21 protein-coding genes are annotated in these 25,609 nt (G+C 63.5%); 12 read left to right on the forward strand and 9 right to left on the reverse strand.

Features of this window, described 5'->3' with window-relative positions:
• Positions 1-1,257, reverse strand: coding sequence for an ABC transporter substrate-binding protein (locus AB4Y34_RS23480; RefSeq protein WP_368717355.1), 1,257 nt, complete (start codon positions 1,255-1,257; stop codon positions 1-3).
• Positions 1,258-1,816: 559 nt separating this feature from the next.
• Here AB4Y34_RS23480 and AB4Y34_RS23485 point away from each other — a divergent pair.
• The 4 genes from AB4Y34_RS23485 to AB4Y34_RS23500 all read left to right on the forward strand — a co-directional run bounded on the left by AB4Y34_RS23485 (position 1,817) and on the right by AB4Y34_RS23500 (position 6,508).
• Entirely contained in the window at positions 1,817-3,082 is a 1,266-nt protein-coding gene (locus AB4Y34_RS23485; RefSeq protein WP_368717356.1) for an ABC transporter substrate-binding protein, read from the forward strand.
• 80 nt (positions 3,083-3,162) lie between these two features.
• Positions 3,163-4,038 (forward strand): branched-chain amino acid ABC transporter permease, encoded by an 876-nt coding sequence (locus AB4Y34_RS23490; RefSeq protein ID WP_176111270.1) that lies wholly within the window; start codon positions 3,163-3,165, stop codon positions 4,036-4,038.
• Between the two features lie 23 nt (positions 4,039-4,061).
• Entirely contained in the window at positions 4,062-4,988 is a 927-nt protein-coding gene (locus tag AB4Y34_RS23495; RefSeq protein WP_176378271.1) for a branched-chain amino acid ABC transporter permease, read from the forward strand.
• Positions 4,985-6,508 carry an ATP-binding cassette domain-containing protein gene (locus AB4Y34_RS23500; protein ID WP_176378270.1) on the forward strand — a complete coding sequence of 508 codons (1,524 nt, stop codon included), beginning with the start codon at positions 4,985-4,987 and terminating at the stop codon, positions 6,506-6,508. The genes AB4Y34_RS23495 and AB4Y34_RS23500 overlap by 4 nt, the downstream gene beginning before the upstream one ends.
• A gap of 34 nt (positions 6,509-6,542) precedes the next feature.
• Here the strand turns inward: AB4Y34_RS23500 and AB4Y34_RS23505 are convergent, their stop codons facing one another.
• The 3 genes from AB4Y34_RS23505 to AB4Y34_RS23515 all read right to left on the reverse strand — a co-directional run bounded on the left by AB4Y34_RS23505 (position 6,543) and on the right by AB4Y34_RS23515 (position 10,836).
• Entirely contained in the window at positions 6,543-8,090 is a 1,548-nt protein-coding gene (locus tag AB4Y34_RS23505) for a methyl-accepting chemotaxis protein (RefSeq protein ID WP_368717357.1), read from the reverse strand.
• Positions 8,091-8,151: 61 nt separating this feature from the next.
• Entirely contained in the window at positions 8,152-9,522 is a 1,371-nt protein-coding gene (gene dctA, locus AB4Y34_RS23510) for a C4-dicarboxylate transporter DctA (protein WP_368717358.1), read from the reverse strand.
• A gap of 147 nt (positions 9,523-9,669) precedes the next feature.
• Positions 9,670-10,836 carry a mandelate racemase/muconate lactonizing enzyme family protein gene (locus AB4Y34_RS23515; protein ID WP_176121951.1) on the reverse strand — a complete coding sequence of 389 codons (1,167 nt, stop codon included), beginning with the start codon at positions 10,834-10,836 and terminating at the stop codon, positions 9,670-9,672.
• 119 nt (positions 10,837-10,955) lie between these two features.
• On the opposite strand from AB4Y34_RS23515, the gene AB4Y34_RS23520 reads away from it, so the two are divergent.
• Both AB4Y34_RS23520 and AB4Y34_RS23525 read left to right on the forward strand, forming a co-directional pair.
• Positions 10,956-11,912, forward strand: coding sequence for a LysR family transcriptional regulator (locus AB4Y34_RS23520; protein WP_176378589.1), 957 nt, complete (start codon positions 10,956-10,958; stop codon positions 11,910-11,912).
• 179 nt (positions 11,913-12,091) lie between these two features.
• A complete protein-coding gene (locus AB4Y34_RS23525; protein WP_368717359.1) occupies positions 12,092-13,681 on the forward strand; it encodes a methyl-accepting chemotaxis protein in 1,590 nt (529 codons plus the stop codon).
• A 19-nt stretch (positions 13,682-13,700) separates the two neighbouring features.
• Here AB4Y34_RS23525 and AB4Y34_RS23530 read toward each other — a convergent pair whose 3' ends face one another.
• The 3 genes from AB4Y34_RS23530 to AB4Y34_RS23540 all read right to left on the reverse strand — a co-directional run bounded on the left by AB4Y34_RS23530 (position 13,701) and on the right by AB4Y34_RS23540 (position 16,206).
• Complete coding sequence (locus AB4Y34_RS23530; RefSeq protein WP_368717360.1) at positions 13,701-14,546, reverse strand: GNAT family N-acetyltransferase; 846 nt, start codon at positions 14,544-14,546, stop codon at positions 13,701-13,703.
• 33 nt (positions 14,547-14,579) lie between these two features.
• Complete coding sequence (locus AB4Y34_RS23535) at positions 14,580-14,909, reverse strand: hypothetical protein (protein WP_176378264.1); 330 nt, start codon at positions 14,907-14,909, stop codon at positions 14,580-14,582.
• A 64-nt stretch (positions 14,910-14,973) separates the two neighbouring features.
• A complete protein-coding gene (locus AB4Y34_RS23540) occupies positions 14,974-16,206 on the reverse strand; it encodes a tryptophan leader peptide (RefSeq protein ID WP_368717361.1) in 1,233 nt (410 codons plus the stop codon).
• A 472-nt stretch (positions 16,207-16,678) separates the two neighbouring features.
• Here AB4Y34_RS23540 and AB4Y34_RS23545 point away from each other — a divergent pair, with 472 nt between their 5' ends.
• Together AB4Y34_RS23545 and AB4Y34_RS23550 are read left to right on the forward strand one after the other, a co-directional pair.
• On the forward strand, positions 16,679-17,164 hold the full coding sequence (locus tag AB4Y34_RS23545) for an adenosine-specific kinase (RefSeq protein WP_176111261.1): 486 nt from the start codon (positions 16,679-16,681) through the stop codon (positions 17,162-17,164).
• A gap of 51 nt (positions 17,165-17,215) precedes the next feature.
• Positions 17,216-18,118, forward strand: a complete 903-nt coding sequence (locus AB4Y34_RS23550; protein WP_368717362.1) for a DUF4922 domain-containing protein — start codon at positions 17,216-17,218, stop codon at positions 18,116-18,118.
• A 16-nt stretch (positions 18,119-18,134) separates the two neighbouring features.
• Here the strand turns inward: AB4Y34_RS23550 and AB4Y34_RS23555 are convergent, their stop codons facing one another.
• A complete protein-coding gene (locus tag AB4Y34_RS23555; RefSeq protein ID WP_368717363.1) occupies positions 18,135-19,790 on the reverse strand; it encodes an FAD-dependent oxidoreductase in 1,656 nt (551 codons plus the stop codon).
• 204 nt (positions 19,791-19,994) lie between these two features.
• On the opposite strand from AB4Y34_RS23555, the gene AB4Y34_RS23560 reads away from it, so the two are divergent.
• A complete protein-coding gene (locus AB4Y34_RS23560; RefSeq protein ID WP_368717364.1) occupies positions 19,995-20,675 on the forward strand; it encodes a DUF4410 domain-containing protein in 681 nt (226 codons plus the stop codon).
• A gap of 93 nt (positions 20,676-20,768) precedes the next feature.
• Here the strand turns inward: AB4Y34_RS23560 and AB4Y34_RS23565 are convergent, their stop codons facing one another.
• A complete protein-coding gene (locus AB4Y34_RS23565; RefSeq protein WP_368717365.1) occupies positions 20,769-21,992 on the reverse strand; it encodes a YeeE/YedE family protein in 1,224 nt (407 codons plus the stop codon).
• Positions 21,993-22,428: 436 nt separating this feature from the next.
• Between AB4Y34_RS23565 and AB4Y34_RS23570 the strand changes: the two genes are divergently transcribed.
• Genes AB4Y34_RS23570 through AB4Y34_RS23580 form a run of 3 tightly spaced genes read left to right on the forward strand, consistent with a single transcriptional unit; the run spans position 22,429 to position 25,607 of the window.
• The gene (locus AB4Y34_RS23570) at positions 22,429-24,819 is read left to right on the forward strand and encodes a filamentous hemagglutinin N-terminal domain-containing protein (RefSeq protein WP_368717366.1); all 2,391 of its coding nucleotides are present in this window, start codon (positions 22,429-22,431) and stop codon (positions 24,817-24,819) included.
• Positions 24,820-24,875: 56 nt separating this feature from the next.
• Positions 24,876-25,031 (forward strand): hypothetical protein, encoded by a 156-nt coding sequence (locus AB4Y34_RS23575; RefSeq protein ID WP_368717367.1) that lies wholly within the window; start codon positions 24,876-24,878, stop codon positions 25,029-25,031.
• A gap of 27 nt (positions 25,032-25,058) precedes the next feature.
• A complete protein-coding gene (locus AB4Y34_RS23580; protein ID WP_368717417.1) occupies positions 25,059-25,607 on the forward strand; it encodes a hypothetical protein in 549 nt (182 codons plus the stop codon).
• Positions 25,608-25,609: the final 2 nt, after the last annotated feature.

Raw genomic sequence — 25,609 nt, forward strand, 5'->3', positions numbered from 1 at the left:
TCACTGGACTGCGGCGTTGGCCTGGGCGATCTTCTGTGCAGCCTGATGCAACGCTGCGTCGGGCGTGGCCTGCCCCGTCAGCGCGAGTTGCAACGCGTCGCCGAGAATCGCCTCGATTTGCTGCCAATCTCTTACGCGAGGCCGCGCACGGCCCGCTTCGAGCGCCTTCAGCTGATCCGGGTACCAGCGATATTGCCTAACGAGTGTCGGATTGACGAAGACGCTCTTGCGCGTCGGCGGAATGCCGAGCACGGCAAGTTGTGTTTGCGTCGCCGACGAAGTCAGGTAGGCGAGGAAGTCCGCCGCCACTTTGGCATGTGCGGCATCTTTTGCAATGCCCATTTGCCAGATGCCCAGCATCGGCGCCGGCCCCTTGACCTGGCCAGGCGGCGGTTGCAGCGCGACCTGGCCGACGACGCGCGACTTCGCCGGATCGTCGAGCGCTGGCAGCCAGGCGGGCCACACTTCGATGGCCTGCGCGGCCGTGCCGCCCTGCAATGCGTCGCGCACTTCACCGGCGCCATACACGTCGACATCCTTCGGTGCCCACTTCTTCAGCGCGAGCAGCATCTTCAGCGCGGCCAGCGCTTCGGGCGAATCGATCGTGACCTTGCCGTTTGTGTCGACGACTTCTCCGCCATAGGCCCAAAGGATCGGCAGAAAACCGGTGACGACGGGGTTGCCCTTCACGCCACGAAACACGACAGCGGAAACGTCCTTGTCGGCAGTCCCGATGGTCTGTGCGATCTTCAGCACCTCGTCCCAGCTGCGCGGCGGCTGCAGGCCGCGACTCGCGAGCAGATCCTTGCGATAGGCGAACATCTCGACATTGCCGACGATCGGCATCGCATACAGGGTTCCGCTCGACGCGCGTCCGAGGGAGATCGTCGACGTCACCATATCGGCATCCGCGAGCGTGGCGGGCAGCGGCTGAAGCCATCCGTTGGCGATGAATTCGGGCGACCAGGTGTCGTCCATCATCACCAGGTCATAAGCGCGCGTATTTTCGCGTAACGACAGCTTCAGCTTCTGATACAGGTCGTTATTCGGCAGCTTCAGCAATTCGATATCGACGCCCGGGTGCTGTTTCTTGTAGCCGTCCACCGCCTGCGCGAGTCCGCGGCCGTAGATGTCGTCCCGGCCTGCGATCACGAGATCGGCGGCGTCCGCGCCAAGTGCGGCGATGGACAGGGAAGCCGCGACGCAAGCCGCGCGAAGACAGGCGAACAGGGTCGTTCGCTGGATCATTGAAGCCATGGCTCTTGAATTCCTGTTGGGGAAAGGCGTATGCGTACGATGAGTCCAGATCAACCCATCCCGCTTTTTTTTATCGGGCGCGTAGCGTTGCGAAAACAGATGCCAGGTTCGGCAGCGGGAATTGCAGCAACCTATCATGACGTACATATGTCAGCAAGCAGGGTTGCCGCGTAATGTTCGGACCCGCACGCAGGCGCGCGTACCACCCTCGAGCTGATCGTGGCGCGGCTTGATGCGCTGCGTCGCGGGCGGTTGCAAGGCGGCCCGGAAGTTGGTCCATTGAACCGCCGACACAATGCTTCGGATGACGAATAAGCGAGAGGAAGAAGGCCGCTAATCTCACAGTACACAGCGCTAGCTCACCAAGACAAAACCGCTTCCCGCGGCGCGAGCGGCAAGATTTTTCCGCTCCGCACCATGAAGTCCGTACGGACCCGGTCATCGTTTGTACCGATTGAGCGGCGCAAAACGGGTGAATATTGTTGTGTGCGCATTCTTAAGATGCTGCAATGTGGCGGGCAATTGTTGCTCAACGATCCATTCGAATCGGAGATGCATGATGTCCAGTAACAATGTGTGGCGAAACCTTCATTGCGTCGTCGCGACGGGGATGGTAGCGGCGGGGCTAGGTCTGGCGGCAGGCGCTCATGCGGCGGCCGAGCCGATCAAGATCGGCGTGATCAGCGAAGAATCCTCAGTGGCGGGCGCTTCGATCAGCAAGGCGGCGCAGCTCGCCGCGGACCAGGTCAACGCTAGCGGCGGCGTGGATGGCCGGCCCATCCAGATCGTCGCGTACGACGACCATTCATCGGCCTCGGACGGCGTGCGCGCCTTCCAGCGCGCGGCGACCCAGGACAAGGTGGTCGCTGTGATCGGCAGCTACATCAGCGAAGTGGCGCTCGCGATGGAACCGTGGTCCGGGCGCCTGAAGGTGCCCTTCATCACCCCCGGCGCGGCTAGCAACGACATCTCGAAGCACGTTCACGACGACTACGACCACTACAAATACACATTCCACGGCTGGATGACGTCGGCATTCATCGCGCAATCTATCTGCGACTTCTCGCACGACGTTCTGGTCGGCCAGTTCAAGATGAAAACGACCGTCGTCATGAGCGAAGACGCGGCGTGGACCAAGCCGCTCGACGAACGTTACCTCGAATGCCTGCCCAAAGCGGGACTTCAGGTGCTCGATCACATCCGCTTCAATCCCGATACCTCCGACTTCACGCCGATCTTCAACCAGATCGAGGCGAAGCACCCCGATACGATCACCACCGGCATCAGCCACGTAGGGGTGCAGCCGACCGTGCAATGGCACGACCAGCAAGTGCCGATTCCGATGTCGGGCCAAAGCTCGCAGGCCACGACCACCAGCTTCTGGAAGGACACGAACGGCGCGACCGAGGGCGTGATCACGGCCTCGGCCGCCGCGCCGGGCGTGGCGATCACGCCGAAAACGGTCCCCTTCACGGATGAGTACCAGAAGAAGTTCGGCGTTTCTCCGGCGTATTGCGGCTTCACCAGTTACGACCTCGTCTACATCATCGCGGACGCGATCAGGCGCAACAAGGGCTCGACCGATCCGGACCAGATGGTCGACGCGCTCGAGAAAACCGACTACGTGGGCACGATCGGACGCTGGCAGTTCTATGGCAAGAGCGATCAGTTCACGCACGCGCTGAAGTACGGGCCCGGCTATATCACGGGTATCAACCTGCAATGGCAGAACGGCAAGCAGGTCGCGATCTGGCCCAAGTCGATCGCCAACGGCGCGGTGAAATTCCCGACCTTCATCAAGGTGAAGCAGGCAAGCGCGAACTAGCCGTACGACGATCGCGACTGTCCGGGCGAAGGCCCGGACACCGCACGAATCGACACCCTAACCAACATGAAAGGCCGGGCATGTTGCTACTGCAGATTCTCGTCGACGGCTTTGCAATCAGTTCCCTCTATGCGCTGGGCGCGATCGGCTTCACGTTGATCTTCGGCGTCTCCGGCATCCTGAATCTCGCGCACGGCGGCGTGATGCTGGTCGCGGCGCTGATGGGCTGGATGCTCGCGGGCGAGGCGGGGCTTGGCACCTATCTCGGCACGCTGCTCGGCGTGATCGCGGGTCTCGTGACGGCCTTCGTCACCTACTTGATGGTGGTGCGGCCCATTCAACGCTCGGCTGCGATTCCCGGCGAAGAGAAGGAAATCTTCGTGCTCACCGGCACGCTGCTGTGGGGCATCATGATCCAGCAGGGCATGGCGTGGCTCTTCACCGACAACCCAGTGACGATGCGCCCGCTGATCAGCGGGGTGGCGATGGTGGGCAGCGTGCGCGTGCCGTACAACGAAATCATGATCGCGGTGGTCTGCTGGGCCGTGATCGGCATGCTGTGGCTGTTCGTGAACCGCACGCGTGCAGGCAAAGCGCTGCTCGCGGCTTCGATGAATCCGCGCGGTCTCACGCTGCTCGGCTTCGAACTCTCCCGGATCTATCTTCTCGCGTGGAGCATCTACGGCGTGCTGGCTGGCATTGCGGGCGTGCTGCTCGCTTCGTTCCTTGGCGTGAGCACGAACAATGCGGGGCAGCTCACGGCCAGCGCGTTCTCGATTGTCGTGCTGGGCGGACTCGGCAGTGTGTCGGGCTCGTTGATGGCCGCGTATGTCGTGGGTTATCTGGAGACGGTCACGGCCTATCTGATCGCGCCGACGCTGCGCCCGCTGCCCGCGTTGTTGTTACTGGTACTGGTCGTGTATGTACGGCCCCAGGGATTCCTGGGACGCCGCTAACAGTGCGAATGGAGCGTACCCCTATGTCCGTTTTTCTCCGTTCGCGTGGCGCATGGGTCGCCGTTGCGCTCGCCGTGATCGCTGCGACATTGCCGTGGTGGCTTTCTGGCTACATCCTCGGCGTGCTCACGGTTGCGTTTTACTTCGGCGTGTTCGCGATGTCGTGGGACCTGTTGTTCGGCTTTGCCGGCGAGGTCAACTTCGGGCCGACGTTCCTGATCGGACTCGGCGCCTATTCGGCTGCGATCCTCAACGCCAGGTGGGGCCTGCCCATACCCGTTTGCGTGCTCTCGGGCGGCGGCGTCGCGCTAGTGGGCGGCTTGCTCCTCGCGGTGCCCGCGCTGCGGCTGCGCGGTCCTTACTTCGGTCTGGTTACGCTCGTGGCCGTGCTGCTGCTGCAAAACGCCATCGTGATTTTCGCGGGCATAACAGGCGGCGAGATCGGCATGATGGTGCCGGACGTGATGTCGGTCGATGCGAACCATAACTACTGGATCGCCCTCGCGTTCCTGATCGTTTGCGCGATCCTGCTGTTCGGCCTGTCGCGTTCGGCAGTCGGTCTGATCCTGCAGGCGAGCGGCCAGGACGCGACCGGCGCGCAAGCGTTGGGTTTCAATGTCACGCGGCACAAGCTCGTGGCCTTCTGCATCAGCGCCGTTTTCTCGGGCGTGGCCGGCGCGATGCTGGTGTTCTACCAGGGCACGGCTTCCGTGAGCACGGTGGTGGATCTCAGCGTGGGCGTGCAGATCATCATCGCGGCCGTGCTCGGCGGACGCCGGACGATACTCGGAGCGGTGCTCGGCTCGATCTTCCTGATCGTCGCCGGCGAGTTCCTGCGACCGCTCGGGCAGCTCAACACGTTCGTCGTCGCGGCGGTCGCGCTGGCTGCGCTGCTGTTCTTTCCAGACGGTCTGCTCGGCAATCTGCTACGTGCGAGGGAGCGCCAATGAACGACACGCCGCTGCTCTCCGTACGCGGGCTGACCAAGCGCTTCGGCGGCCTCGTCGCAGTCAAGGATATCGGCTTCGAGATCCGGCCCGGCGAGATCCTCGGTCTGATTGGACCGAACGGCTCGGGCAAGTCCACGGTCATGAAGCTGATCATGGGCATCGAGCGGCCCAATGCGGGGTCGGTCAAGGTGAACGGCGTGGAGATGGCCGGCTGGGCGCCGCACCGCATCGCGCGCGCGGGCGTGGGCATCGTGTTTCAGCATTCGCGGCCGCTGCATCGGCAAACGGTGCTGGAACATATCAAGCTCGCGCTGCTGCCTGATTCGCTCGTCAAGCTCGCTGCCGAACCCCACGTGCACCAGCGCGCGCAGGAAATCGCCGAGCGCGTGGGCCTTGCCGGCGTCATGCATCGGCATCCCGCGACGTTGCCGTTTGCGGATCTGCGCCGCATGGAGATGGCCAAGGCGATTGCGCGCGACCCGCAGGTCGTGCTGGTGGACGAGCCGTTTGCGGGACTGACGGTGGCGGAATCGCACGCGTTTTCCGAGCTGATTCGAGGCTTTCGCGCCGAAGGGCGCGCGGTGCTGCTGGTCGATCACAACGTGAAGAGTCTGTCCGCGCTCGCCGACCGTGTGCTGGCGATGTACCTTGGCGAGCGTGTCGCCGAGGGCACCGCCGAACAGGTGATGCAGAACGAGACGGTGCGCCGCGTCTATCTGGGCGGCAAGCTGGAGCTGCGCCAGCGTACCGGAGCCGCGGGCAATGCGAAGCCCACGATCCTCGAGGTGAGCGGTGTGCGCGTGCTCTACGACAAGGCGTGCGCACTCGACGACGTCAGTCTGCAAGTGCGCGAGGGCGAATTCGTCTCGGTTGTCGGCCTGAACGGCGCGGGCAAGACGACGCTGTTCAACGCGCTCTCGGGCCTCGTGCCGTACAAGGGGACGATCCGCTTCGACGGCCGCGATCTGCGCGGTATCAGCGGTGCCGCGATCTCGCGCGCCGGCCTCGTGCAATGCCCAGAAACGCGCGAGCTATTCGGCGACATGACGGTACGCGAGAATCTCGAACTCGGCGGATATCATCTTGCTGATTCGGCGCGCGCTAAGCAGCTGTCGTGGCTGTTCGATCTGTTTCCGATCCTGAAGTCGCGCCAGGGCCAAACCGCGCGTACGCTGTCCGGCGGCGAGCAGCAAATGCTCGCGATCGCGCGCGCGCTAATGACCCAACCGAAGCTGCTGATTCTCGACGAGCCGACACTCGGCCTCGCGCCCGTGATTCTCGAGCAATTGTCGAAAGCGCTGGATTCGCTGCAGCAGTCCACGCCCATCACCGTCTTGCTGGGCGAGCAGAACGTCAGGTTTGCGCTGCCGCATGCCGATCGCGTTTACGTTCTCGAACACGCGCGCATCATCTGGGAGGGCAGCGCTGCGCGCTTCGAGGCGGAGATGGGGCGCGGTTTTCTCGAGGCGGTGCCTGCCAATGACGCCGACACCACGACCTCCGGCGGCTCGCGAACCTAAGGCGTGCCGCGGCACGCGAGCCTATAGCGTGGCATCAGGACAGGGACGCAAAGCGGAATCGGCCAGCCGCCCGGGTCAATAGGCCAGTCTGCTCGGTGAGCGACGCGGCCGCGGCGGCTGCCTGTTCGACCAGCGCGGCATTTTGCTGCGACATCTGATCCATCTGCGTAATCGCGCGATTGACTTCCTCGATGCCATCGCTCTGTTCGGCCGAAGCCGTCGCAATGTCGCTCATGATCGACGTGACGCGACCGACGGCCGTCTGTACTTCGCCCATGGTCTCACCGGCCCGGCCGACGAGGCGCGAACCGTCGGCGACGCGCGCGGTCGACGCGTCGATCAGCTCCTTGATTTCCTTCGCCGCGGTCGCCGAGCGCTGAGCGAGATTGCGCACCTCGCCGGCGACGACGGCAAAGCCGCGTCCTTCCTCTCCGGCGCGCGCGGCCTCGACAGCCGCATTCAACGCGAGGATGTTGGTCTGAAAGGCGATGCCTTCGATCACCCCGATGATCTCGCCCATTCTTTTCGCGCCGTCGTGAATGTCGCGCATCGCGTCGATGACCTGACGGACGACGTCCGCGCCCGCGCCGGCCGTCGCCTTCGTCGCGTCGGCCAGCTCGCGCGCTTCACGCGCGTGCGCCGCGTTCTCCGTGACGGCGTTGGTCAGTTGTTCCATACTCGCCGCCGTTTCCTCGATGGACGCCGCCTGCGCCTCGGTGCGCGCCGACAAGTCCGCGTTGCCGGCCGAAATTTGCTGGGTCGCGGACGCGATCGACTCGCTGCCGCGAGCGATCTGTTCGATCATCGTGCCGATGTCCTTCTGCATCTGGCCAACGCTTCTGACGAGGCGACCCATTTCGTCATTACTGTCGAACCGCAGTTGCTGCGACATGTCGCCCTGAGCGAGTCGCTCGACATGGCGCACCGTCATGTCGATCGGGCGCGCGATTGCGCGAAGCAGCGTGAAGCCGCAGGTGACGCAGGTCAGAAGACCGACGGCGATCGCGACTGCGGTAACGGTCACGAGGGTGTCGTAGCGGTCCTGCGCTGTCGTGTAGCGGTTATTGCCCTGCGCGTTGCGAAACTTGTCCAGCTCCGCGGATTTCTGCGTTAGAGCCGCGGCAAACGGCGGCATAACGACCATCGCGATCTGGTCGGCACCCTCGTGGTCGCCACGGCTCATCGCGTCCATCATCGGCTCGAGTGCGCCATGCAGCATCGCTTCGCGGGCGTCGGCGACGGCCTTGGACAAGGCCGCTTCCGCATCGGAGACGGGCAGTGCGCGGTACTCTTTCCAGGCTTTGTCGGAGACCGCCAGATAGTTGCGCGCCTTATCGATGAGGGCGGCTCTATCCGCCGCCTCCGGGTGCAGCAGCACGCGATCGAGCGTAGTGCGCACTACGGTCAGGTTCAGGTTGGACTTGCCGAGCGCGGTCGCGGCGGCCACGTCGTTGGTATACGCCTGCGCAACCGCATGGTTCGAACCGCGCATGCCGGCGATACCCAGTACGCCAGTCACCGTCAGCAGGAACCCGAGCAGGGTGAGGGTGGCGAGAAGACGGAACTTGATGGTCAGTTTCATGCTGAATTCGGAAGAGTGAGATACCGCTGAGTTAACGGCACACGTTCCGAAAAGTTCAGTTCTATTGATGGTTCGCTGAGCCATCCAGAACCGCCTCCGCTTCAGTCGGCAATGTCGGCGAGACTGCGGGTTGCGTGGCAGGACCAGGTGTTTGGAAGTGAGCCGTGTTGTCGCGATTCAGCACCGCGCGCGCCAGCTTCCTATCGAGTTGGCCCTCCCAGCGAGCGACGACGACGGTCGCAACGCCATTGCCGATCAGGTTCGTGACCGCACGCGCCTCGTTCAGAAAGCGGTCCACGCCGAGCAGCAGCACGAGGCCTTCGACGGGAATCTTGTGCATCGAGGCAAGCGTCGCGGCCAGCGCGACGAATCCCGCCCCGGCCACGCCCGCGGAGCCTTTGGACGTGAGCAGCAGCACGCCGAGCACGAGCAACTGGTCCCAGATACTGAGGTGGACGTTCATCGCCTGGGCGATGAACAACGCCGCCATCGTCAGATAAATCGCCGTTCCGTCGGCGTTGAACGTATAGCCGGTGGGCAAGACCATGCCAACCACCGGGCGAGCGCAGCCCATCGCCTCCATCTTGATCAGCATCTGCGGCAACACCGCTTCTGTCGACGCCGTGCCGAGCGTAATCAGAATCTCGTCCCTGATGTAGCGGAGAAACTTCCATAGCGAAAGCCCGCACATCTTCATGACAAGACCAAGTACGACGAACACGAAGAAGAACGAGGTCAGATACAGACAAAGCATCAACTCGCCGAACGATGCCAACGTGCCGATGCCGTATTTGCCGATCGTGAAGGCCATGCCGCCGAATGCGCCGATCGGAGCAACGTACATGACGATCCGCACCACGCCGAACATGCCTTGAAGGAACATGTCGAGCATGTCGACGAATGGTGCGGTACGAGGTCCGAGCTTCGCCAGCGAGATAGCGAGCAGAACTGAAAAGAAAATGATCGGAAGCATCTCGCCCTTGGCGAATGCCCCGACGATGCTATTCGGAACGATGCTCATGAAGAAGTCGAGCATCCCGTGTTGCTGTGCCGCGTGCGTATAGGTCGAAATCGCGGCCGCATCGATCTGCGAGGGATCGATGTTCATGCCGCTGCCGGGTTCGATGACATTGACGACCACCATCCCCGCAATCAGCGCGACCGTCGATGCCAGTTCGAAATAGAGAAGGGCTTTCACGCCTACCCGGCCCGCCTGATGGAGGTCGTTCATGCGCGCGATCCCGACCACGACCGACGCGAAGATGATCGGCGCAAGCAGCATCCGGATCAGCTTGATGAACAGGTCGCCCAGCGGCTTCATCTGCGACGCGAGTTCGGGGTAGAAGTGACCCAGCAGGACACCGGCCACGATCCCGATGAGGACCTGAACGTACAGCTTGGAAAGTGCTCTTCTTACTTTCGATACTGGCATGTCTGTCTCCTGTGCGTGGCGTCTTCAAAGGGAAAATGCGGCCTTCCCACGCGAGCAGCGTGGGAAGGCCGCATTGAGCCGGCTTCGTTCCGTCTTTTTATGAACCATTCAAGCGGGAATGTTTGTCGGTATTGTTGCGAGCGCGCGTTATTCAGCCAGCTTGCGCATCTCGGCGATCAGGTCGGATTTGCCTTCGAAGCCGATGCCGGGCAGCTCCGGCATCGTGATATATCCGTTCTCGACGCGAACGCCGTCCGGGAAACCGCCGTATGGCTGGAACAGGTCGGGGTACGATTCGTTGCCGCCGAGTCCGAGGCCCGCCGCGATGTTCAGCGACATCTGGTGCCCGCCGTGGGGAATGCAACGGCTTCTCGACCAGCCATGCTGATGCAGCATATCGAGCGTTCGCAGATATTCGACGAGACCGTAGCTCAATGCGCAATCGAATTGCAGCCAATCGCGATCGGGGCGCATACCTCCGTAGCGGATCAGGTTGCGGGCATCCTGCATCGAGAACAGGTTTTCGCCGGTCGCCATCGGCTTGTCATAGTAGTTGCGCAGCGTCGCCTGCAACTCGAAGTCGAGCGGGTCGCCCGCCTCCTCATACCAGAACAGGTCGTACTGCGACAGCGCCTTCGCATAGCTGATCGCCGTATCGAGATCGAAGCGGCCGTTGGCATCGACCGCGAGCTTCTGGCCGTCCTGCAGCACGCTGAGGATCGAGTCGATGCGCCGCAGGTCTTCGTCGAGCGACGCACCGCCGATTTTCTTCTTAACGACCGTGTAGCCCCGGTCGATGTAGCTGCGCATCTCATCCTTGAGCTTTTCGTGGTCCTGGCCTGGATAGTAGTAGCCGCCCGCCGCGTAGACGAAGATCTTGCGGTTGGCCTCGCCATTGCCGTACCGCTCGGCGAGCAACTGGAACAGCGGTTTGCCGGCGATTTTCGCCACCGCGTCCCAGACGGCCATATCGATCGTGCCGATCGCGACGGAGCGCTCACCGTGGCCGCCGGGCTTCTCGTTGATGAACATCGTCGCCCAGATCTTGTGGGGATCGAGGTTGTCGCCCGAGTCGTCGACGAGCGCGGCCGGGTCGGCCTCGAGCAGGCGCGGGATGAAGCGCTCGCGCATCAGTTTGCCCTGACCGTAGCGGCCGTTCGAGTTGAAGCCATAGCCGATCACCGGCTTGCCGTCGCGGATCACGTCCGTGACGACCGCGACGAGACTCAAGGTCATTTTGCTGAAGTCGATGTAGGCGTTCCGGATCGGGGAACTGATCGGAACGGTCTTTTCGCGGATTTCAACGATTCTCACGCCACTGTCTCCAGAGATTTGAACGGTTATTGAGCCATCCTGGCTGCAATGTGGTGCATAGCTTAGCCGCGAAAGAGCTTGCTAAAATTCACTTGTGTTCACTACATATTTCACCAAAAGTGAGTACTGCACCCGTATCCGACTTCGAGTTCTTCATTCTTCTTGCGAAACTCAGGAGCATGTCCGGCGCCGCCCGGGCGCTCGATCTCAGTCCGCCAGCGGCGACCAAGCGGCTGGGCATCATCGAGCAGCGGCTCGGCGCCCGTCTGGTGAACCGGACCACGCGCAGCGTCAGCCTGACGCCCGAGGGAGAGACCTATCTGCGCTACGCGTCCCAGATCGTCGGGCAGGTCCGCGAGATGGAGGAGGCCATTTCCGGCGCCCGGCGCGATCCGCATGGGCCGTTGCGCATCAACGCGACGCTGGGTTTCGGCAGGACGACCATCGCGCCGCTCGTCTCCGACTTCGCCAGGCGTTTTCCGAACGTCGAAGTGCAGTTCGAGGTGACGGACCGGCCGGTCGATCTCGTCGAAGGCGCCTTCGACATGGCGATACGGTTCGGCGAGCTGCCGGACAGTCGGCTGAGCGCGAGGCGCATCATGAGCAATCGCCGTTTTCTTTGCGCGTCGCCGAAATATCTGGAGCGTTTTGGAGCGCCCGAGCGCGTGGAGGACCTGCATCAGCATCGCTGCATCATTCATCGGCAGAACGATGATGCTTATGGCGTGTGGCGCTACATCGTGAACGACCACATCGAAGCGATCAAGGTCAAAGGCGTGCTATCGAGCAACGATGGCGACATTGCGCTTCGGTGGGCGCTCGACGGTCACGGGATTCTGATTCGCTCCGAATGGGATCTGGCCAAGTACGTACAGAGCGGGCGCCTCAAGCTGGTGCTGCCGAATACCGTGCTGCCGTCGGCGGACCTGTTCGTCTATTACCCGAGGCAGCGCAATCAGACGGCGCGAGCGCGGGCCTTCATCGATTTCCTCGTCGATCATTTTCAGGCGCCGTTCACGCCGGTCGACCCCACCGTCGAAGCTCCGGAAAGGAAGAAGAGGGGCTCGCGGAAGTGACGTTGATGCCGCCTGGCGTCGCCGCGACAGGTCCATAGCGCTTGTTGGGGCGAAGCTTTCGATTACCCGACTAAGCTAGTCAGATAACCCTCAATATTTTGAGGGTATTGCCGTTAGAACGTCCATTGACCGACATTCCGGCGCCTTGAGCAGAGCGCGGTGCCTCGCTAACGACCTTCATGCGCAATAACCAGCCTGTAACACAACGCGAATTCGATTTCCCCGCCTCGGAGATGCTTGTCTCGGCAACCGACCTGAAAGGAAGGATTCAGTACTGCAACCCCGCATTCATTGCGATCTCAGGCTTCACGCGAGAAGAGTTGCTCGGCGCGCCACATAACATCGTCCGGCATCCCGACATGCCGCGCGACGCGTACGCCGACATGTGGGAGACGATCCGCGCGGGTCAGCCCTGGACGGCGCTCGTGAAAAACCGCCGCAAGAATGGCGACCACTACTGGGTATGCGCGAACGTCACGCCGGTGATCGAAAGCGGTCAGACCGTCGGCTATCTGAGCGTTCGCAGCAAGCCTTCTCGCAACGAAGTGAGGCTTGCCGAGTCAACCTATGCGCGGATGCGCGAAGGCACGTTGCGCTCGCACAAGTTGCGCCGCGGGAAGCTGGTGCGTACCGGGATAGCCGGCAAGCTGCAGGCACTGACGCACTTGTCCGTCGTGGCGCGCATCGGTATCGGCTATGCGATCGCGCCGCTGGTCTTCCCGCTCGTCGGTGCGGCGCTGTACGGCGGGATGCCGCCGCTGCCGTACTGGAGCGCGACTGGCGTCACCGCGATGCTGGCCGGCCTGGCCTGGCTGGCGTTGCGAAAGCAATTGGGTGCGCCGCTCGCGGGGCTCTCCAGTTTCGCCACCCGTATGGCTGCCGGTGACCTGACCGCCGAAATGAGCATCTCGAGGAACGGCGATATCGGCGACGTACTGAGCGCGCTGAACCAACTGAAGGCGAACCTCGGCGCGATCGTGCTGGACGTGCGTGGCCAGATCGGCGGGGTGGTGGACTCCGCTCGTGAAATGTCGAGCGGCAATGAAGATCTGGCGCGCCGCACTGAATCGCAGGCGGCGTCGCTCGAGGAAACCGCTGCGACCATGGAGCAATTCACCACCAGCGTGAAGGCCAATGCAGACGCCGCCGCGTCCGCGCTCGGACTTGCGCGGGAAGCACAGGATGCCGCGGCGCTTGGCGGCGAGATCGTCGGTCAGGTTGAGCGGACCATGTCCGGCATTACGTCGGCGTCGCAGCGTATCGCCGATATCACGGGCGTGATCGATGGCATCGCCTTTCAGACCAACATCATTGCTTTGAACGCGGCTGTCGAAGCCGCCCGTGCCGGCGACGCCGGCCGATCGTTCGCGGTCGTCGCCACCGAAGTTCGCATGCTCGCGCAACGTTGCGCGGAGTCCGCCCGGCAAATCAAGTCCGTGGTGGATCTGACCGTCGCGGAAGTCTCGCAAGGAACGGAACTGATCGACCGCACCGCGTCGCAGATGAAAGTGATCGATGAAACGGTCAGACGCGTACTGACCATCATCGACGATGTGTCAAACGCCAGCGACGAGCAGGCCAAAGGCATCATGCAGGTGAATCAGGCAATCACGCACCTCGACAGCGCGACCCAGCAAAACGCCGCGCTGGTGGAGCAAGCAACAGCCACCGCGCAACGGCTGATCGACTCCGCTCAGGTGCTGGATGAGACCGTGCGCCTTTTCACCATTTCCGGTCAGCGTGAGTCGTCGCTCTTGGCCGCTCGATGATCGGTCTGTTGCTTTGCAGTCAACCTAGTTCGAACGTACTCACCCCGAACACGCGTTGCACGGGAATGGCCGGCGCGGCGCGCGTGTACATGCGCGCCGTTTCGAATGCGCTCACCATGCCGTAGCGTTCAGCGAGCGCGACCGCAGCCGCGTTGACTTCCGGGACATCGAGCGCGATGACTTCGCCTGCGGCGCTCGCGACCAGCCCGTCGAATAGATCGCTGGCAATCCGGGCGTCGTCGGCAAAGAGCGGACCGATCTTGTAGCCGCTCCTGCAGCGGCGCAGCACACCGTACCCTCTAATCTGATCGTTGCGCACATCCGCCAGAGCCAGCGCCTGTGATTGGGCGATCCAGTCCGCGAGGAAACGGGAACGGTTGGTCGAAAAACATGCGCTGTCGTAGGCAAGCAGTTGCGCGAAGGGTACCTCCCGCGCGTTCGTCAGCCTGGGCGTCGACGCGGCTCGGACGACGCCCTGGAAGCGGATGTTGCGATACGCGAGCTGGAAGCCGGATTTCTTATAGTTCTGCTGCTGGGCAACGACACCATCGAGGCCGATTGTCCGATCTCCCAGATAGCGCATCGCGTGCTGCCACGTGCGCAGACCGAAACCCCTGGCGCGAAATGACGGCTTGACGATGTAGAGGCCAATGAAACCGAAGCGCTCGTCGTAGGCGACTGCCGAGATGCATGCCACCGGCTCGCCGCGCCAGATACCGACGAAAAAGCCATTGGGGTCTGCATTCCAGAAGCATCGCGCGTCGTCGAGGCCCGGATTCCATCCCTCTGCCGCAGCCCATTCGATCGCCAGATCGACCTCGCGGGACGACATGTTGCGCACAACGAAATCGCTATGATCATCCATGCTCAAACGCAGCAACGTGATTGGCTACAACGTCTATGCGGGCGTGAAGACGACGGCGCCATGCCCGGCAACTTGCGCGAAGGTCCGGGCGAAGCGGTAGGCCTGTCCTTCGATGACCAACTGGTTGAATCCCGACCGGGTGGTCTCCAGAAGCGCGTGGACCATCGTGTTCGGAATGGCCGCGCAGCTTGTCCAATCCGCGTCTGGCTCGCCGGGGTCGCCAAGATAGACTTCGCTATTTTCGCCGTGAGAGAGCACGAAAATCAGGCTCTGTCCTTTGTCTAGCGAAAGCTCCAGGTACTCCGAAAGCGTGGATGCCGCCTCGGTCGCTAGATCGAGCGGGGCGCGAGAGGAAGAATTCATAAGTGGCCTTTGTGGTCGGGCGTGGCATCCACGGGTTACAAAACATCGCATACCAGCAAGACGATCAATCCGGCAACTGCCCGGGCGCACCATCCAGAATGCGAAGCTTGTCGTCGATATCGGGAAGCTGATGGCCGGCCGCGCGAAGCTCGTTGACGAGCCGATGCGCGGTTGCACGACACTGCGCCAGCGTCTCGTGCAGTCGCGGTTCGCCTCGCAGACCCGCCACCACCTTTTCCAGCTCGGAGGGGGGCTCGCTCAGCAGCGCGGGCACCACCTCTTCTGGCGGAATCAGCGACCCGTGGCTCAAAAGCTGAGCCGTCCAGTCGCATCCATACAGCAGCGTGCGCCGCTCGGTCCGTTTCGCTTCGTCCTGCTCCAGGGTCGCGAGACTGTGCCGATTCTTGTGAATCGAAGCGCGCCAGGTTGCAAGTATGTCGGCGCGCAACTCCGCAATTGCATTGCCGAGAGACGTGCTCTGCCCGCCAACCACGAGCCGGCGTTCATCGAGCCTGTCGACGTGGTCCCGGTATCGTTCGAGGAAGGGCTGCCAGTTCAACGGCAATTCGGTCGTCTCGGAGAACGAGCGGCTGATCTCATTGAGCTCGCTCCTGACCTCCTCGATGGCTCGCGCATCGGCAAGTCGCGCCTCATAGACCTCGTGGGCGGTCACCATCTGGCGATGAAGCGCGAACAGCGGATTCTTGTGGCGGCGTTGCAGGTGTCGCTCGGCAGCGCCGGGATGAGCGCTCCATCGCCAGTTGGGCAGCGATTTCGCGTCGAACTCGACCGCGTCTACCATCGGCCGGAATACCGCCAGCCCCTCTTCGGTTGCATGGCGGAAACAGTCGGCCAGCTTGAAGTCATTGCCTTGCACGTGAGTGCCTTCCGTCCCCGCATATGGAGAATCCGGCGCAAGCCGCAGGAAGGCGGTAGCGAGGAAAAACTCCATCGGCAGCTCGACGGACAGTCCCTCCAGGCGGAAGGTGCGCTGTTGAGCGGAAAGGTCTTCGACAGAATGCGCGAGGCGGTTTTCGAGCTCGAGGAGCGAGTCGATCTTGTCGCCGGACGACGCCTGCGTCGCGTCGGCGAGCAGGCAAAAAGATTCGCGCACCATTTTTGCCGCGATGGTGCCGTGCTTCTCGGCGAAAAGCCACAGCCAGAGAGCAAGCTGATAGCCCCGCACTCCGTTTCGGGCGAGCGTTTCGATTTCGGGCGTGAAGGTGATCCCGGGCGCGGCCCAGTTCGCAAACGGTGGCGAGTCGCTGACCAGGTACATGTCGAGAAGCTGCTTCAACGACTCATGCGTCCCGCTCGGCCAGCTTCGCGTCTCGTCGTTCTGCTTCTCGGTCTTCCAAAGTTTCCAGGCCATCGTGGACCTCGCAAGAGTGTGCGGGATGCGGCTTGGTGAAGATACTTGCACACTCGGTCGGGGGCGTAAACCGGCGCTTGACCTTGTTGACTCGGACAGGCTGTTGCGGCGCGATGGGCGTTTAAAGCGGGTCAAAACGCTATGACGGAGACGCGGCTTGTGGTCGATCGATGCCGCCCTATAGCCCTCCGTAGCACGATGCGGCGATCACTTCGTTATAGACGCGAACGTCGTTTCAGGGTAGGCCCGCAACGTCGTTCGCCGGAGGCCCGGTTTTCGTACTAGGCTAGAAGCCGGATCGACGAAGACCGGCTGACGCGCGAACCATCCGCAGTCGGGCTGGCCGGTGTTCGACGTGTTTTCATCGGCGTGTTGCCGCAATGGAGCGAGGTCCACCATGCAATTGTCCGCCGTCAAGGTCGTCAAGCCCGAAGCGACCAACTTCATCCTCGGGCAAAGCCACTTCATCAAATCCGTCGAGGATATTCACGAAGCGATGGTCGGCACGGTGCCAGGCATCAAGTTCGGGCTCGCGTTTTGCGAGGCCTCCGGCAAGCGCCTCGTGCGGCGCTCCGGCACGGACGACAGCCTCGTCGAAATCGCATGCCAGAACGCGACCAACGTCGGCGCGGGCCATAGCTTCTTCGTATTTCTCGGCGACGGCTTTTTCCCCGTCAACGTGCTGAACACGATCAAGGCCGTGCCCGAGGTCTGCCGCATCTTCTGCGCAACGGCGAATCCCGTCGAAGTGCTGATCGCTGAAACGGATCAGGGGCGCGGGATCGTCGGCGTGATCGATGGCTTTCCACCCGTCGGCACCGAAAGCGCGGAAGACGTTCAATGGCGCAAGGATCTTTTGCGCACGATAGGCTACAAGCTGTAGCCGCTGCGCTTTCACTCGCTTTACACGCGCCGCCCTACCTGCCGACATGCTATGGAACGACAACGACGCCTGATTCCGGGCACGCTGTGGCCCGCCATTCTGCGACAGACCGACCATGCGCTCGGTTGCGGCGCGCTGCGGCCGATCGACACGCAACAGTGCATGATCGACAGCGGCGGCATCCGCTTTCTCGTGCGTCAGGTGTCGAGCCTGACGCACAAGGAACAACAGCGCGAGCAGGCGCACAAGCTGCAGACCGCAAAGCGCTCCCAAGCGAACCCATTTCTTCCTCCAGACCCGGATCTGTTCGTCGCCGACATTTCCGACACGCATCTCGCATTGCTCAACAAGTTCAACGTGATCGATCATCATCTGCTGATCGTCACGCGCGAATTCGAACCGCAGGAAGCGCTGCTCGATCTTGCCGATTTCGAAGCGCTGCTCGCGTGCATGGCCGAATTCGACGGCATCGGCTTCTACAACGCCGGCACGGAGGCGGGTTCGAGCCAGCCGCACAAGCATCTGCAGATCGTGCCGCTGCCGCTCGGGGACGCCGATCCGCCCGTGCCTATCGAGCCCTTGTTGGGTGCGCAGGACCGCGTGCCGGAGCTGCCGTTTTGGCATGCGTTCGCGCGCTTCGACGCGGATGATCTGACGCGCGCGGATGCGCCGAAGCTGGCGCTGTCCCGCTATCGCACGCTGCTCGAAGCGGCGGGTGTCGGCGCGCTCGAAATCGATCGTGTGTGGTGTCATGCGGCGCCTTACAACCTGCTGGTCACACGGCGCTGGATGTTGCTCGTGCCGAGATCGCAAGAGCGTGTGGAAGGCGTGTCGGTCAACGCGCTCGGCTTTGCGGGTTCGCTGTTCGTGCGTGACGCGGCTCAACTGGACGTGATCGAAAGGCTAGGCCCGATGACGGTATTGGAACGCGCCGCGCTGCCTGCGAACACATAGCGACCGAGCAACGAAGTCACGCACCGTCCGACTGCAAATACCTGTGCGCGAAAGCAATCGCCATGCTGCCTTCGCCGACGGCCGAAGCGACGCGCTTCACAGGGCTCAGCCTCACGTCCCCGCACGCAAACACGCCAGGCACACTCGATTCGAGCAGATAAGGATCGCGGTGATGATGCGGCCAGCGTGCGGCCTTGACGACGTCGTCGCCGGTCAGAACATAGCCGCGTACGTCGCGCGCGATTTCGGACGGCAGCCATTCCGTCTGCGCATCGGCTCCGATGAAGACGAACAGGCCGCCGCAGTCGTGCCGGCTTACTGCGTCCGTCGTCGAATCGCGAATGTCGATGGCCGTCAGATGCGTATCGCCATGCGCGCCGACGACTTCCGAGCGCAAGCGCACCGCGACATTCGATTTGCCCGCAAGCTGTTCGACCAGATAGCGCGACATGCCCTTTTCGAGCGAATCGCCGCGCACGACGAGCGTCACGCTGCGCGCATGATTGGCGAAGAACAACGCCGCCTGGCCGGCCGAATTGCCGCCGCCGATCAGATGGACATCGAGGCCGTGGGTTGCGCTCGCCTCGCTGCGCGCCGCGCCGTAGTAGATCCCCTTGCCGATAAAGCGGTCGAAGCCGTCGATGGCAAGCCGCCGCCACGTGACGCCCGTCGCGAGAATGATGGTTCGAGCGTGTACGGCGTCGCCGCCGTCGAGATGAATCCGCCGCGTCTTTACATCGATGCGCTCGACCGAGCGCGTCACGAGGATTTCCGCGCCGAGCCGCCGTGCCTGTTGCAGCGCGCGGCTTGCCAGTTCGTCGCCGGAAACGCCATTGGGAAAGCCGAGATAGTTCTCGATGCGCGACGACGTGCCCGCCTGTCCACCCGGCGCCTCGCGCTCCAGCACCAGCGTGCGCAGACCTTCCGACGCGCCGTACACCGCGGCAGCCAGCCCCGCGGGGCCGCCGCCGATGATCGCCGTGTCGTATCCGGCCAGACGCGGCTGCGTTTGAAGGCCGAGCAGTCCCGCCAGTTCGCGGGTCGCGGGCCGGCTCAGCACCGTGCCGTCGACGAGGCGCAACGCGGGGCACTCGCGTTCCGTTGGACAGGTGCCAGGCCAGCGCGCGGCCAGTTCGGGCGCATCCGGCGCCAGCCAGTCGGCGCTGATCTGATTTCGCGCGAGAAACTGGCGCAGCAGCGTGCACGCATCGTCCCAACGGTTGCCGACGATCGTCACACGCGCTTTCGGCGGCTCGGCGGAAAGGCTTTGCAGCCCGCCGATGCGTTCGCGCGCGAGCGCCCCCATCTTGAACGCCACCTCGGGCGACGCCGCCGCGAGCGCATAGTATTGCGGCGCGTCGACGCGCATCACGCGCGAAGGCTCGGCTGCTCGATAGGCGCCCGGAAACGGCGAACTCAGCGCAAGCGGCACTTCGCCGAAGATCGTGCCGGGCAGACGCCAGCCCAAAGTCCGCTCGATGCCGTCGAACGTCTTGATGACTTCCATCCTGCCCGACAGCACCGCGTATAACGCGCGCTCGCCACCTTCATGAACCGCGAACTCGCCCGCGCACAGATGCAGGTCCGCGGCCGTGTGCGCGAGGGTTTCCAGTTCGCTGTCGGGGAGGCTGGAGAACAGCGGCACGGCGCGAATGTCGTCGATCGTCAGCATGGCTTTGTTTTCCGTTTGTCGAACTCGCGCCAAGGCATACGCGGACAACGCGCATAGCCACCAACCGCATCGACCCAGTATAGGATTTTCGGATCGCGGTGCAGACGATCGAAAGTCCTAAGATGGGTGAAGAGCCAAGATGTGAGCGGCGTATTTCGTCGTTGTCATGCAACCAGTACCAGGCGATCAGCGCGGAGGTGCGCAATGATGTTTCGATGGATGCGAATGGTCGGTCTGGCGACGTATGTGTGTGCCAGCGCGGACGGATGTCTGGCGGCGGATGCGTCGGCAGCGCTCGCGGCTGCTGTCGCGCCGCCGGTTGTCTATGTCGCCGATTTCGATCTCGACGCCGCGAATATCGCCCCTGACAGCGGGCCGGGCCACCGCGCGCGGGGCATCGTGGGCAATCTGGTGCCGGCGGGTCCGCTGCGCCAGCAACAGGACCCGCAGGCGCGGGCGCGGGAGATCGTCGCGCTGATGGCGCAATCCTTGACGGACGATCTGAAGAAGGCCGGAGTAGACGCGCGCCGCGTAGCGCCGGGTGAGCCGCTGCCTCACGACGGCTGGCAGGTGCGCGGTGTTTTTCTCAGCGTCGACGAGGGTAACCGGCTGCGTCGCGCGATGGTGGGCATGGGCGCGGGCCAAAGCCAGTTTCAGGTCGCGGTTTCCTGCGATAACCTGGTCGCGCCGGAGTTGCCGCCGCTTTATGAAGGTGTTGAAGAGGGCAAGAGCAGGGATATGCCGGGCGCGGTGATCAAGCTCAATCCGTACGTGATCGCCGCGAAGGTCGTTCTGTCCGGTCGCGATGAAAAGACGGCGGTCAGAAACAGCGCGCAGCAGATAGCCGACGAGCTCGCGCGACGGCTTCAGACTGGCGCCCAGTAGAAGACTCGACTTCGTTGCGACGACTTTCGACCGGAACTGCGCGGGCGGGGCGGCAGCGCAGCCCCCGCCCGATAGGCGGCCGAAGCCGCCCGATCAGCAGCCCGTCTGCTTGACGCGCTCGACCGGGAGGCCGAACAGCGGACGCAGCCTGGTGCCGACCACGTTGCCGAAAAATGCCGCGACGAGCCACAGCCAGCCGTGCAGGCTGCCGGACACGATGCCGCTGAAGTACGCGCCGATATTGCAGCCGTACGCGAGACGCGCGCCGTAGCCGAGAATCAGACCGCCGACGATCGCCGCGATCAGCGAGCGCAGCGGCAGACGCCACACCGGCGCATAGCGGCCGGCCAGCGAAGCGGCGAGCATCGCGCCGATCACGATGCCGATGTCCATCACCGACTTCATGTCGTGGCTGATCGGTGCGGCGAGGGCGGCCGCGTTCGGGCCGGTGCTCCACACCGGCCAGCTCGCGACGTCGACGCCCATTGCGGAAAACGCCTTGGCGCCCCACAGCGCGAACGCCGACGTGATGCCCCACGGACGACCCGACAGCGCGAGCGTCACGAAGTTGAGGATGGCGAGCACGACGCCGCCGGCGAGGAGCGGCCACGGGCCATGCAGCCACTGCGATGCGTTCGGTGCGCGCTCCACCTCGCTGACCAGACGGCCGTGACGGCGCTTCTCGATCAGCACGGTCAGCGCGGCGATCGCCGCGAACACCACGAGGTTCAGCGCGATCCCCGAAACCACGCCGAGCGTTTGCACGAGCGAGATCGGCGGCAGATGCGGCATCGCGGACCAGAACGGCATGTGCGCCGTGCCGATCACCGAACCGATGATGAACGCGATCAGCGTGACCACCATCCGCGTGCTGCCGCCGCCGACCGTGTACAGCGTGCCGGACGCGCAGCCGCCGCCGAGCTGCATGCCGATGCCGAACATGAACGCGCCGACCACGACCGAGGTGCCGACGGGCGACACCTCGCCGACCACCGGATGCCCGAACAGCGTGCCGGCGGACAGCGCCGGGAAGAACAGCAGCACGCCGACCGCGAGCATCAGCATCTGCGCGCGCAGGCCGGCGCCGCGGCCGTCGGCGATGAACACGCGCCATGCGGACGTGAAGCCGAACGCGGCGTGATAGAGCGTGATGCCGAGCAGCGCGCCGAGCACGTACAGCGCGGCCTGCTTTACGCTGACGGTCTGCGCGAGATAGATCGCGCCGAGCACGACCAGCGCGAGCGCGACGGCGAGCGGCTTCGGATTGATGTTGACGACACGGCGAGGCGCGCCGAATGGCGTGGAGAGATCGGACATGATGAGTGGAGCGGACGCGCTTGTCGCGCGAAGGCGGCGCGCCGGTCAAGCGGCGGTCGCTGCGCGGGAGGGGCCGCGAATAATTGTTTCGGGAAAGCCCGGAAGTATACCGAAATGTCAGGTCGCGGCCGCTGCCTGCCAAGGTTCGCGCTACTCGACGGCAAGTCGGGGCGCGTGCGGTGTCGCGAGCCTGCAATGCCCGCCGGACGGGGTTTTTGCGGAGATCGACGGTGGTTGGAGGTCCGTCGTTTAATAACCTATCGTAATAACGGTATTTCAAACTTGCATTGAAATCGTCGTCAACGTGGAAGGCGGTGGTAATAAAAGCCTTACACGAAGGCGCAAATCGTTGAGATTGCCCGCAACTGGCGAGGAGGCGAACTGCTAGTCTTCATACGGGGCGGAACCGTTTCGCGCGAACGTGGAAGGGGGATGTATGAGAACTCGAAGGCCACCTCTGCTGCGGCGAGGTGCATCGCAACGTCGTCATTCAAGCGGGCGAATTTCATTCGCCATCGTTGTTTCGCTGACCGGACTGTTCACGACGCACGTCGCGTGCGCGGCGGGGGCGCTGCCACAGGGCGGCCATTTCGTCGCCGGCTCCGGAAGCATTGCTCAGAACGACGCCGGCATCAGCATCACGCAAGCGGGCTCGCGCGGCATCATCGAATGGAACAGTTTTTCGATCGGATCGCGCCGCACGGTGTCGATCGACAACGGCACCGGCGCGACGCTCAATCGCGTGACGGGTAACGATGTGTCGGCGATCTACGGCACGCTGAAGGGCACCGGCAGCATCTACCTGATCAACCCGCATGGCGTGCTCATCGGGCCTGGCGGCGTGGTGTCGACGGGCGGGCGCTTCGTCGCTTCGACCCTCGACGTCCCCAACGATGTCTTTCTCAACCCGCCCGTGATCGGTGGGTCAGCCTATACAGGCAGTTCTACGGCGGATGTCGTCAATCTCGGCAAGATTAGTTCGTCGGGTGGGGACGTGTTCCTGATATCGGCCAACAAGGTCACGAACGCAGGGAAGATCGACGCGCCGAACGGCAATGCCGAACTCGCCACGGGCCGTCAGGCGCATCTCTACGACGGCAACTATCAACAAGTCTTCGTGGACGTGGGCAGCGGCGGCACGGTGACGAACTCGGGCACGGTGCGGGCGGCGATCGTCAACGTGCAGGCGGCCGACGGCAACATCTTCGCGCTCGCGGGTCATTCTGGTGCGCTGCGCGCCACCGGCACCGCGACGCGCGACGGCCACGTATGGCTCGTCGCGAACACGACCGTCAACGGGGTCCTCGTCAACTCCGGCAACGTCGATGCGCGCGGCGCGCAAATCAGCGCGCGCAATGCGGACGGCAGCGGTGGCACGGTCGATATGTCAGGCAAAGACGTCAAGCTCGGCGGGGCCAACGTGCAAGCCAAAGCATGGAACATCACAACTGGGGACTTCATCGCGGACGTCCCGACCGCCAACACGCTCGGCGCAAGCCTGAACAAGGGCACGACCATCTCCGTGATTGCGAATGGCGGGGACGGCAAGCTCGGTGCGACCGGTGAAGGGGACATCGCGATCGAAGCGAGCGTGCGCTGGCACGGGGCCTCCTCGCTGACGCTCGATGCGGCTCACTCGCTGACGATCGCACCGCGGGCGACCATCGCCAATACGGGCGCAGGGTCGCTCACGCTGTCCGCCGATACCTATGGATTCGACAAAGGCGGCAGCCTGACCAATCTGGGTACGATCAACTGGTCACGCAGCCTGGGCGTCGTCAGCGGCCTGTACGACATGAACGGCAGCTACACGCCCGGCACCGTGCGCACCAACGCATCCTGGCACCCTGCGCCGTTCAGTGGGCTCGTCACGCAGTTCACGGCCTATCGGCTCGTCAACTCGATGGCGGACCTGAGCGCCGTGAACAACGACCTGTCCGGCAACTATGCGCTGGGCAGCAGGGGGCTGGAATTCGCGGGTGCGCCGGACTTCGGCGGCATCGGCACCGCCGCAAATCCGTTCACCGGTCAGTTCGACGGCATGGGGCATCTGCCCGCGGACCTGCATCTCTCGACCGCGGCCGATACCGGACTCTTCGGCGTGATCGGCAAGAGCGGCGTCGTGCGCAATTTCACGCTGGCGGACGGCGTCGCGACCTCATCGGGAGGAACGGTCGGCTTGCTGGCCGGCGTCAACTACGGGCACATGGTGAACGTCGGCGCAACCGGCACCATCGATGTGACGGGCAACACGAGTACGGTGGCCGGCGGCCTGGTGGGTGAGAACTTTGGACGTATCGAGCGCTCCTGGGCGGGCGTGGCCATCACCGGCGCGGATCAGGTCGGTGGGCTCGTCGGACTGAACGATGGCCGCATCGGTCAGTCTTTCGCGATCGGCCGGGCAATAGCCGGTGCGCAAGGCACAGTCGGCGGACTCGTCGGCACCAACCATGGCGCGATCGCCCGATCGTATGCAGACGAATTCCTGAGCGGCGGCGCGACTGTCGGAGGGCTTGTCGGCACCAATACGGGCTTCATCCGCGAGTCGTATGCCGTGTCCAGGCTCACGCCGGGCGCGAACGCGACGACAGGCGGTATCGCGGGCACGAACAGCGGCCGCATCGCCGCGAACGTGTTCTGGAACCGCGAATCCTCAGGGGCGGCGGCGGGCGTCGGCGCGGGCACGGCGGTGGCCGACTCGAGCGGACTCACCGATCAACAGTTGCTCGAGCCGGCGAGCTTCGGTCCGACCTGGGATTTCAGCGCGAACGGCACGTGGGTCGCGGGCTTCCCGGGACCGCAGTTGCGCTGGCTGGCGGGGCCCTGACATCGAGCGCATCGGCTACCATATAACCATGGTCGCAACCTAGAAAGGAGGCTGCCATGACTCAGTCAATGATCGGCCTGGTAGTGGTGGTGGCGGCCCTGCTGGTCATCGCGTTCGTGTTCGCGCGGCGATACAGGCACGCGCATCCGCAAGAGACCATGACCCAGTGGCTCGACGCCCATCACATGGGTTGGCTACATCACAGGCACTGACTCCGGAGTTTGGCGGTAGAGTCCCCAATGACATCCCGGCGATCGAATTCATCGCGATCGGCATTCGGTCGTGCCCGTCACACACGCGTCGCGCTGCTTGGCGCAGCGGTATTCGCGCTTGGGGCCTGCGCGCAGCCGTGGGAGGCGTTCCATGCGGGCGAACCGGAATCGGCCGTGGTCGCCAGAATGGGGCAGCCGCGCGAGGTCTACGAGGTGCCCGACGGTTCCCGGCGGCTGATGTGGCCGACGCAGCCCATGGGGGAAGTCACCGTCGCCGCGGACATCGACCCGACCGGCAAGGTGATCCGCGTCCGGCAAGTGCTGCAGCCGAACGAGTTTTACCGCGCGGAGCCTGACAAGTGGACGAAGAATGACGTTCTGATCAACTTCGGCCGCCCGGAGGAAACGACATACTTCCCAATGTTGAAACGCGAGGTATGGAGCTATCGCTATCTGGAAGACAACGTGTGGTACCTGCTGTTTAATTTCTATTTCGACGACACCGGCGTGCTGCGCTCAACCCAGAAGAGCCCGGACCCGCTCCACTTGCAGGGTGGCGACAACAAGCCGATGTGATG

Source organism: Paraburkholderia sp. BR10954 (assembly GCF_040965775.1).
GTDB lineage: Bacteria > Pseudomonadota > Gammaproteobacteria > Burkholderiales > Burkholderiaceae > Paraburkholderia > Paraburkholderia youngii.

Excerpts from the sequence above, each read along its gene's own strand:
- AB4Y34_RS23495 (WP_176378271.1), top strand. The coding sequence starts at position 4,062 with ATGTCCGTTTTTCTCCGTTCGCGTGGCGCATGGGTCGCCGTTGCGCTC.
- AB4Y34_RS23535 (WP_176378264.1), bottom strand. The coding sequence starts at position 14,909 with ATGAATTCTTCCTCTCGCGCCCCGCTCGATCTAGCGACCGAGGCGGCA.
- AB4Y34_RS23480 (WP_368717355.1), bottom strand. The coding sequence starts at position 1,257 with ATGGCTTCAATGATCCAGCGAACGACCCTGTTCGCCTGTCTTCGCGCG.
- AB4Y34_RS23555 (WP_368717363.1), bottom strand. The coding sequence starts at position 19,790 with ATGCTGACGATCGACGACATTCGCGCCGTGCCGCTGTTCTCCAGCCTC.
- AB4Y34_RS23490 (WP_176111270.1), top strand. The coding sequence starts at position 3,163 with ATGTTGCTACTGCAGATTCTCGTCGACGGCTTTGCAATCAGTTCCCTC.
- AB4Y34_RS23570 (WP_368717366.1), top strand. The coding sequence starts at position 22,429 with ATGAGAACTCGAAGGCCACCTCTGCTGCGGCGAGGTGCATCGCAACGT.
- AB4Y34_RS23545 (WP_176111261.1), top strand. The coding sequence starts at position 16,679 with ATGCAATTGTCCGCCGTCAAGGTCGTCAAGCCCGAAGCGACCAACTTC.
- AB4Y34_RS23560 (WP_368717364.1), top strand. The coding sequence starts at position 19,995 with ATGATGTTTCGATGGATGCGAATGGTCGGTCTGGCGACGTATGTGTGT.
- AB4Y34_RS23485 (WP_368717356.1), top strand. The coding sequence starts at position 1,817 with ATGTCCAGTAACAATGTGTGGCGAAACCTTCATTGCGTCGTCGCGACG.
- AB4Y34_RS23500 (WP_176378270.1), top strand. The coding sequence starts at position 4,985 with ATGAACGACACGCCGCTGCTCTCCGTACGCGGGCTGACCAAGCGCTTC.
- AB4Y34_RS23530 (WP_368717360.1), bottom strand. The coding sequence starts at position 14,546 with ATGGATGATCATAGCGATTTCGTTGTGCGCAACATGTCGTCCCGCGAG.
- AB4Y34_RS23550 (WP_368717362.1), top strand. The coding sequence starts at position 17,216 with ATGGAACGACAACGACGCCTGATTCCGGGCACGCTGTGGCCCGCCATT.
- AB4Y34_RS23505 (WP_368717357.1), bottom strand. The coding sequence starts at position 8,090 with ATGAAACTGACCATCAAGTTCCGTCTTCTCGCCACCCTCACCCTGCTC.
- dctA (WP_368717358.1), bottom strand. The coding sequence starts at position 9,522 with ATGCCAGTATCGAAAGTAAGAAGAGCACTTTCCAAGCTGTACGTTCAG.
- AB4Y34_RS23575 (WP_368717367.1), top strand. The coding sequence starts at position 24,876 with ATGACTCAGTCAATGATCGGCCTGGTAGTGGTGGTGGCGGCCCTGCTG.
- AB4Y34_RS23565 (WP_368717365.1), bottom strand. The coding sequence starts at position 21,992 with ATGTCCGATCTCTCCACGCCATTCGGCGCGCCTCGCCGTGTCGTCAAC.
- AB4Y34_RS23580 (WP_368717417.1), top strand. The coding sequence starts at position 25,059 with ATGACATCCCGGCGATCGAATTCATCGCGATCGGCATTCGGTCGTGCC.
- AB4Y34_RS23525 (WP_368717359.1), top strand. The coding sequence starts at position 12,092 with ATGCGCAATAACCAGCCTGTAACACAACGCGAATTCGATTTCCCCGCC.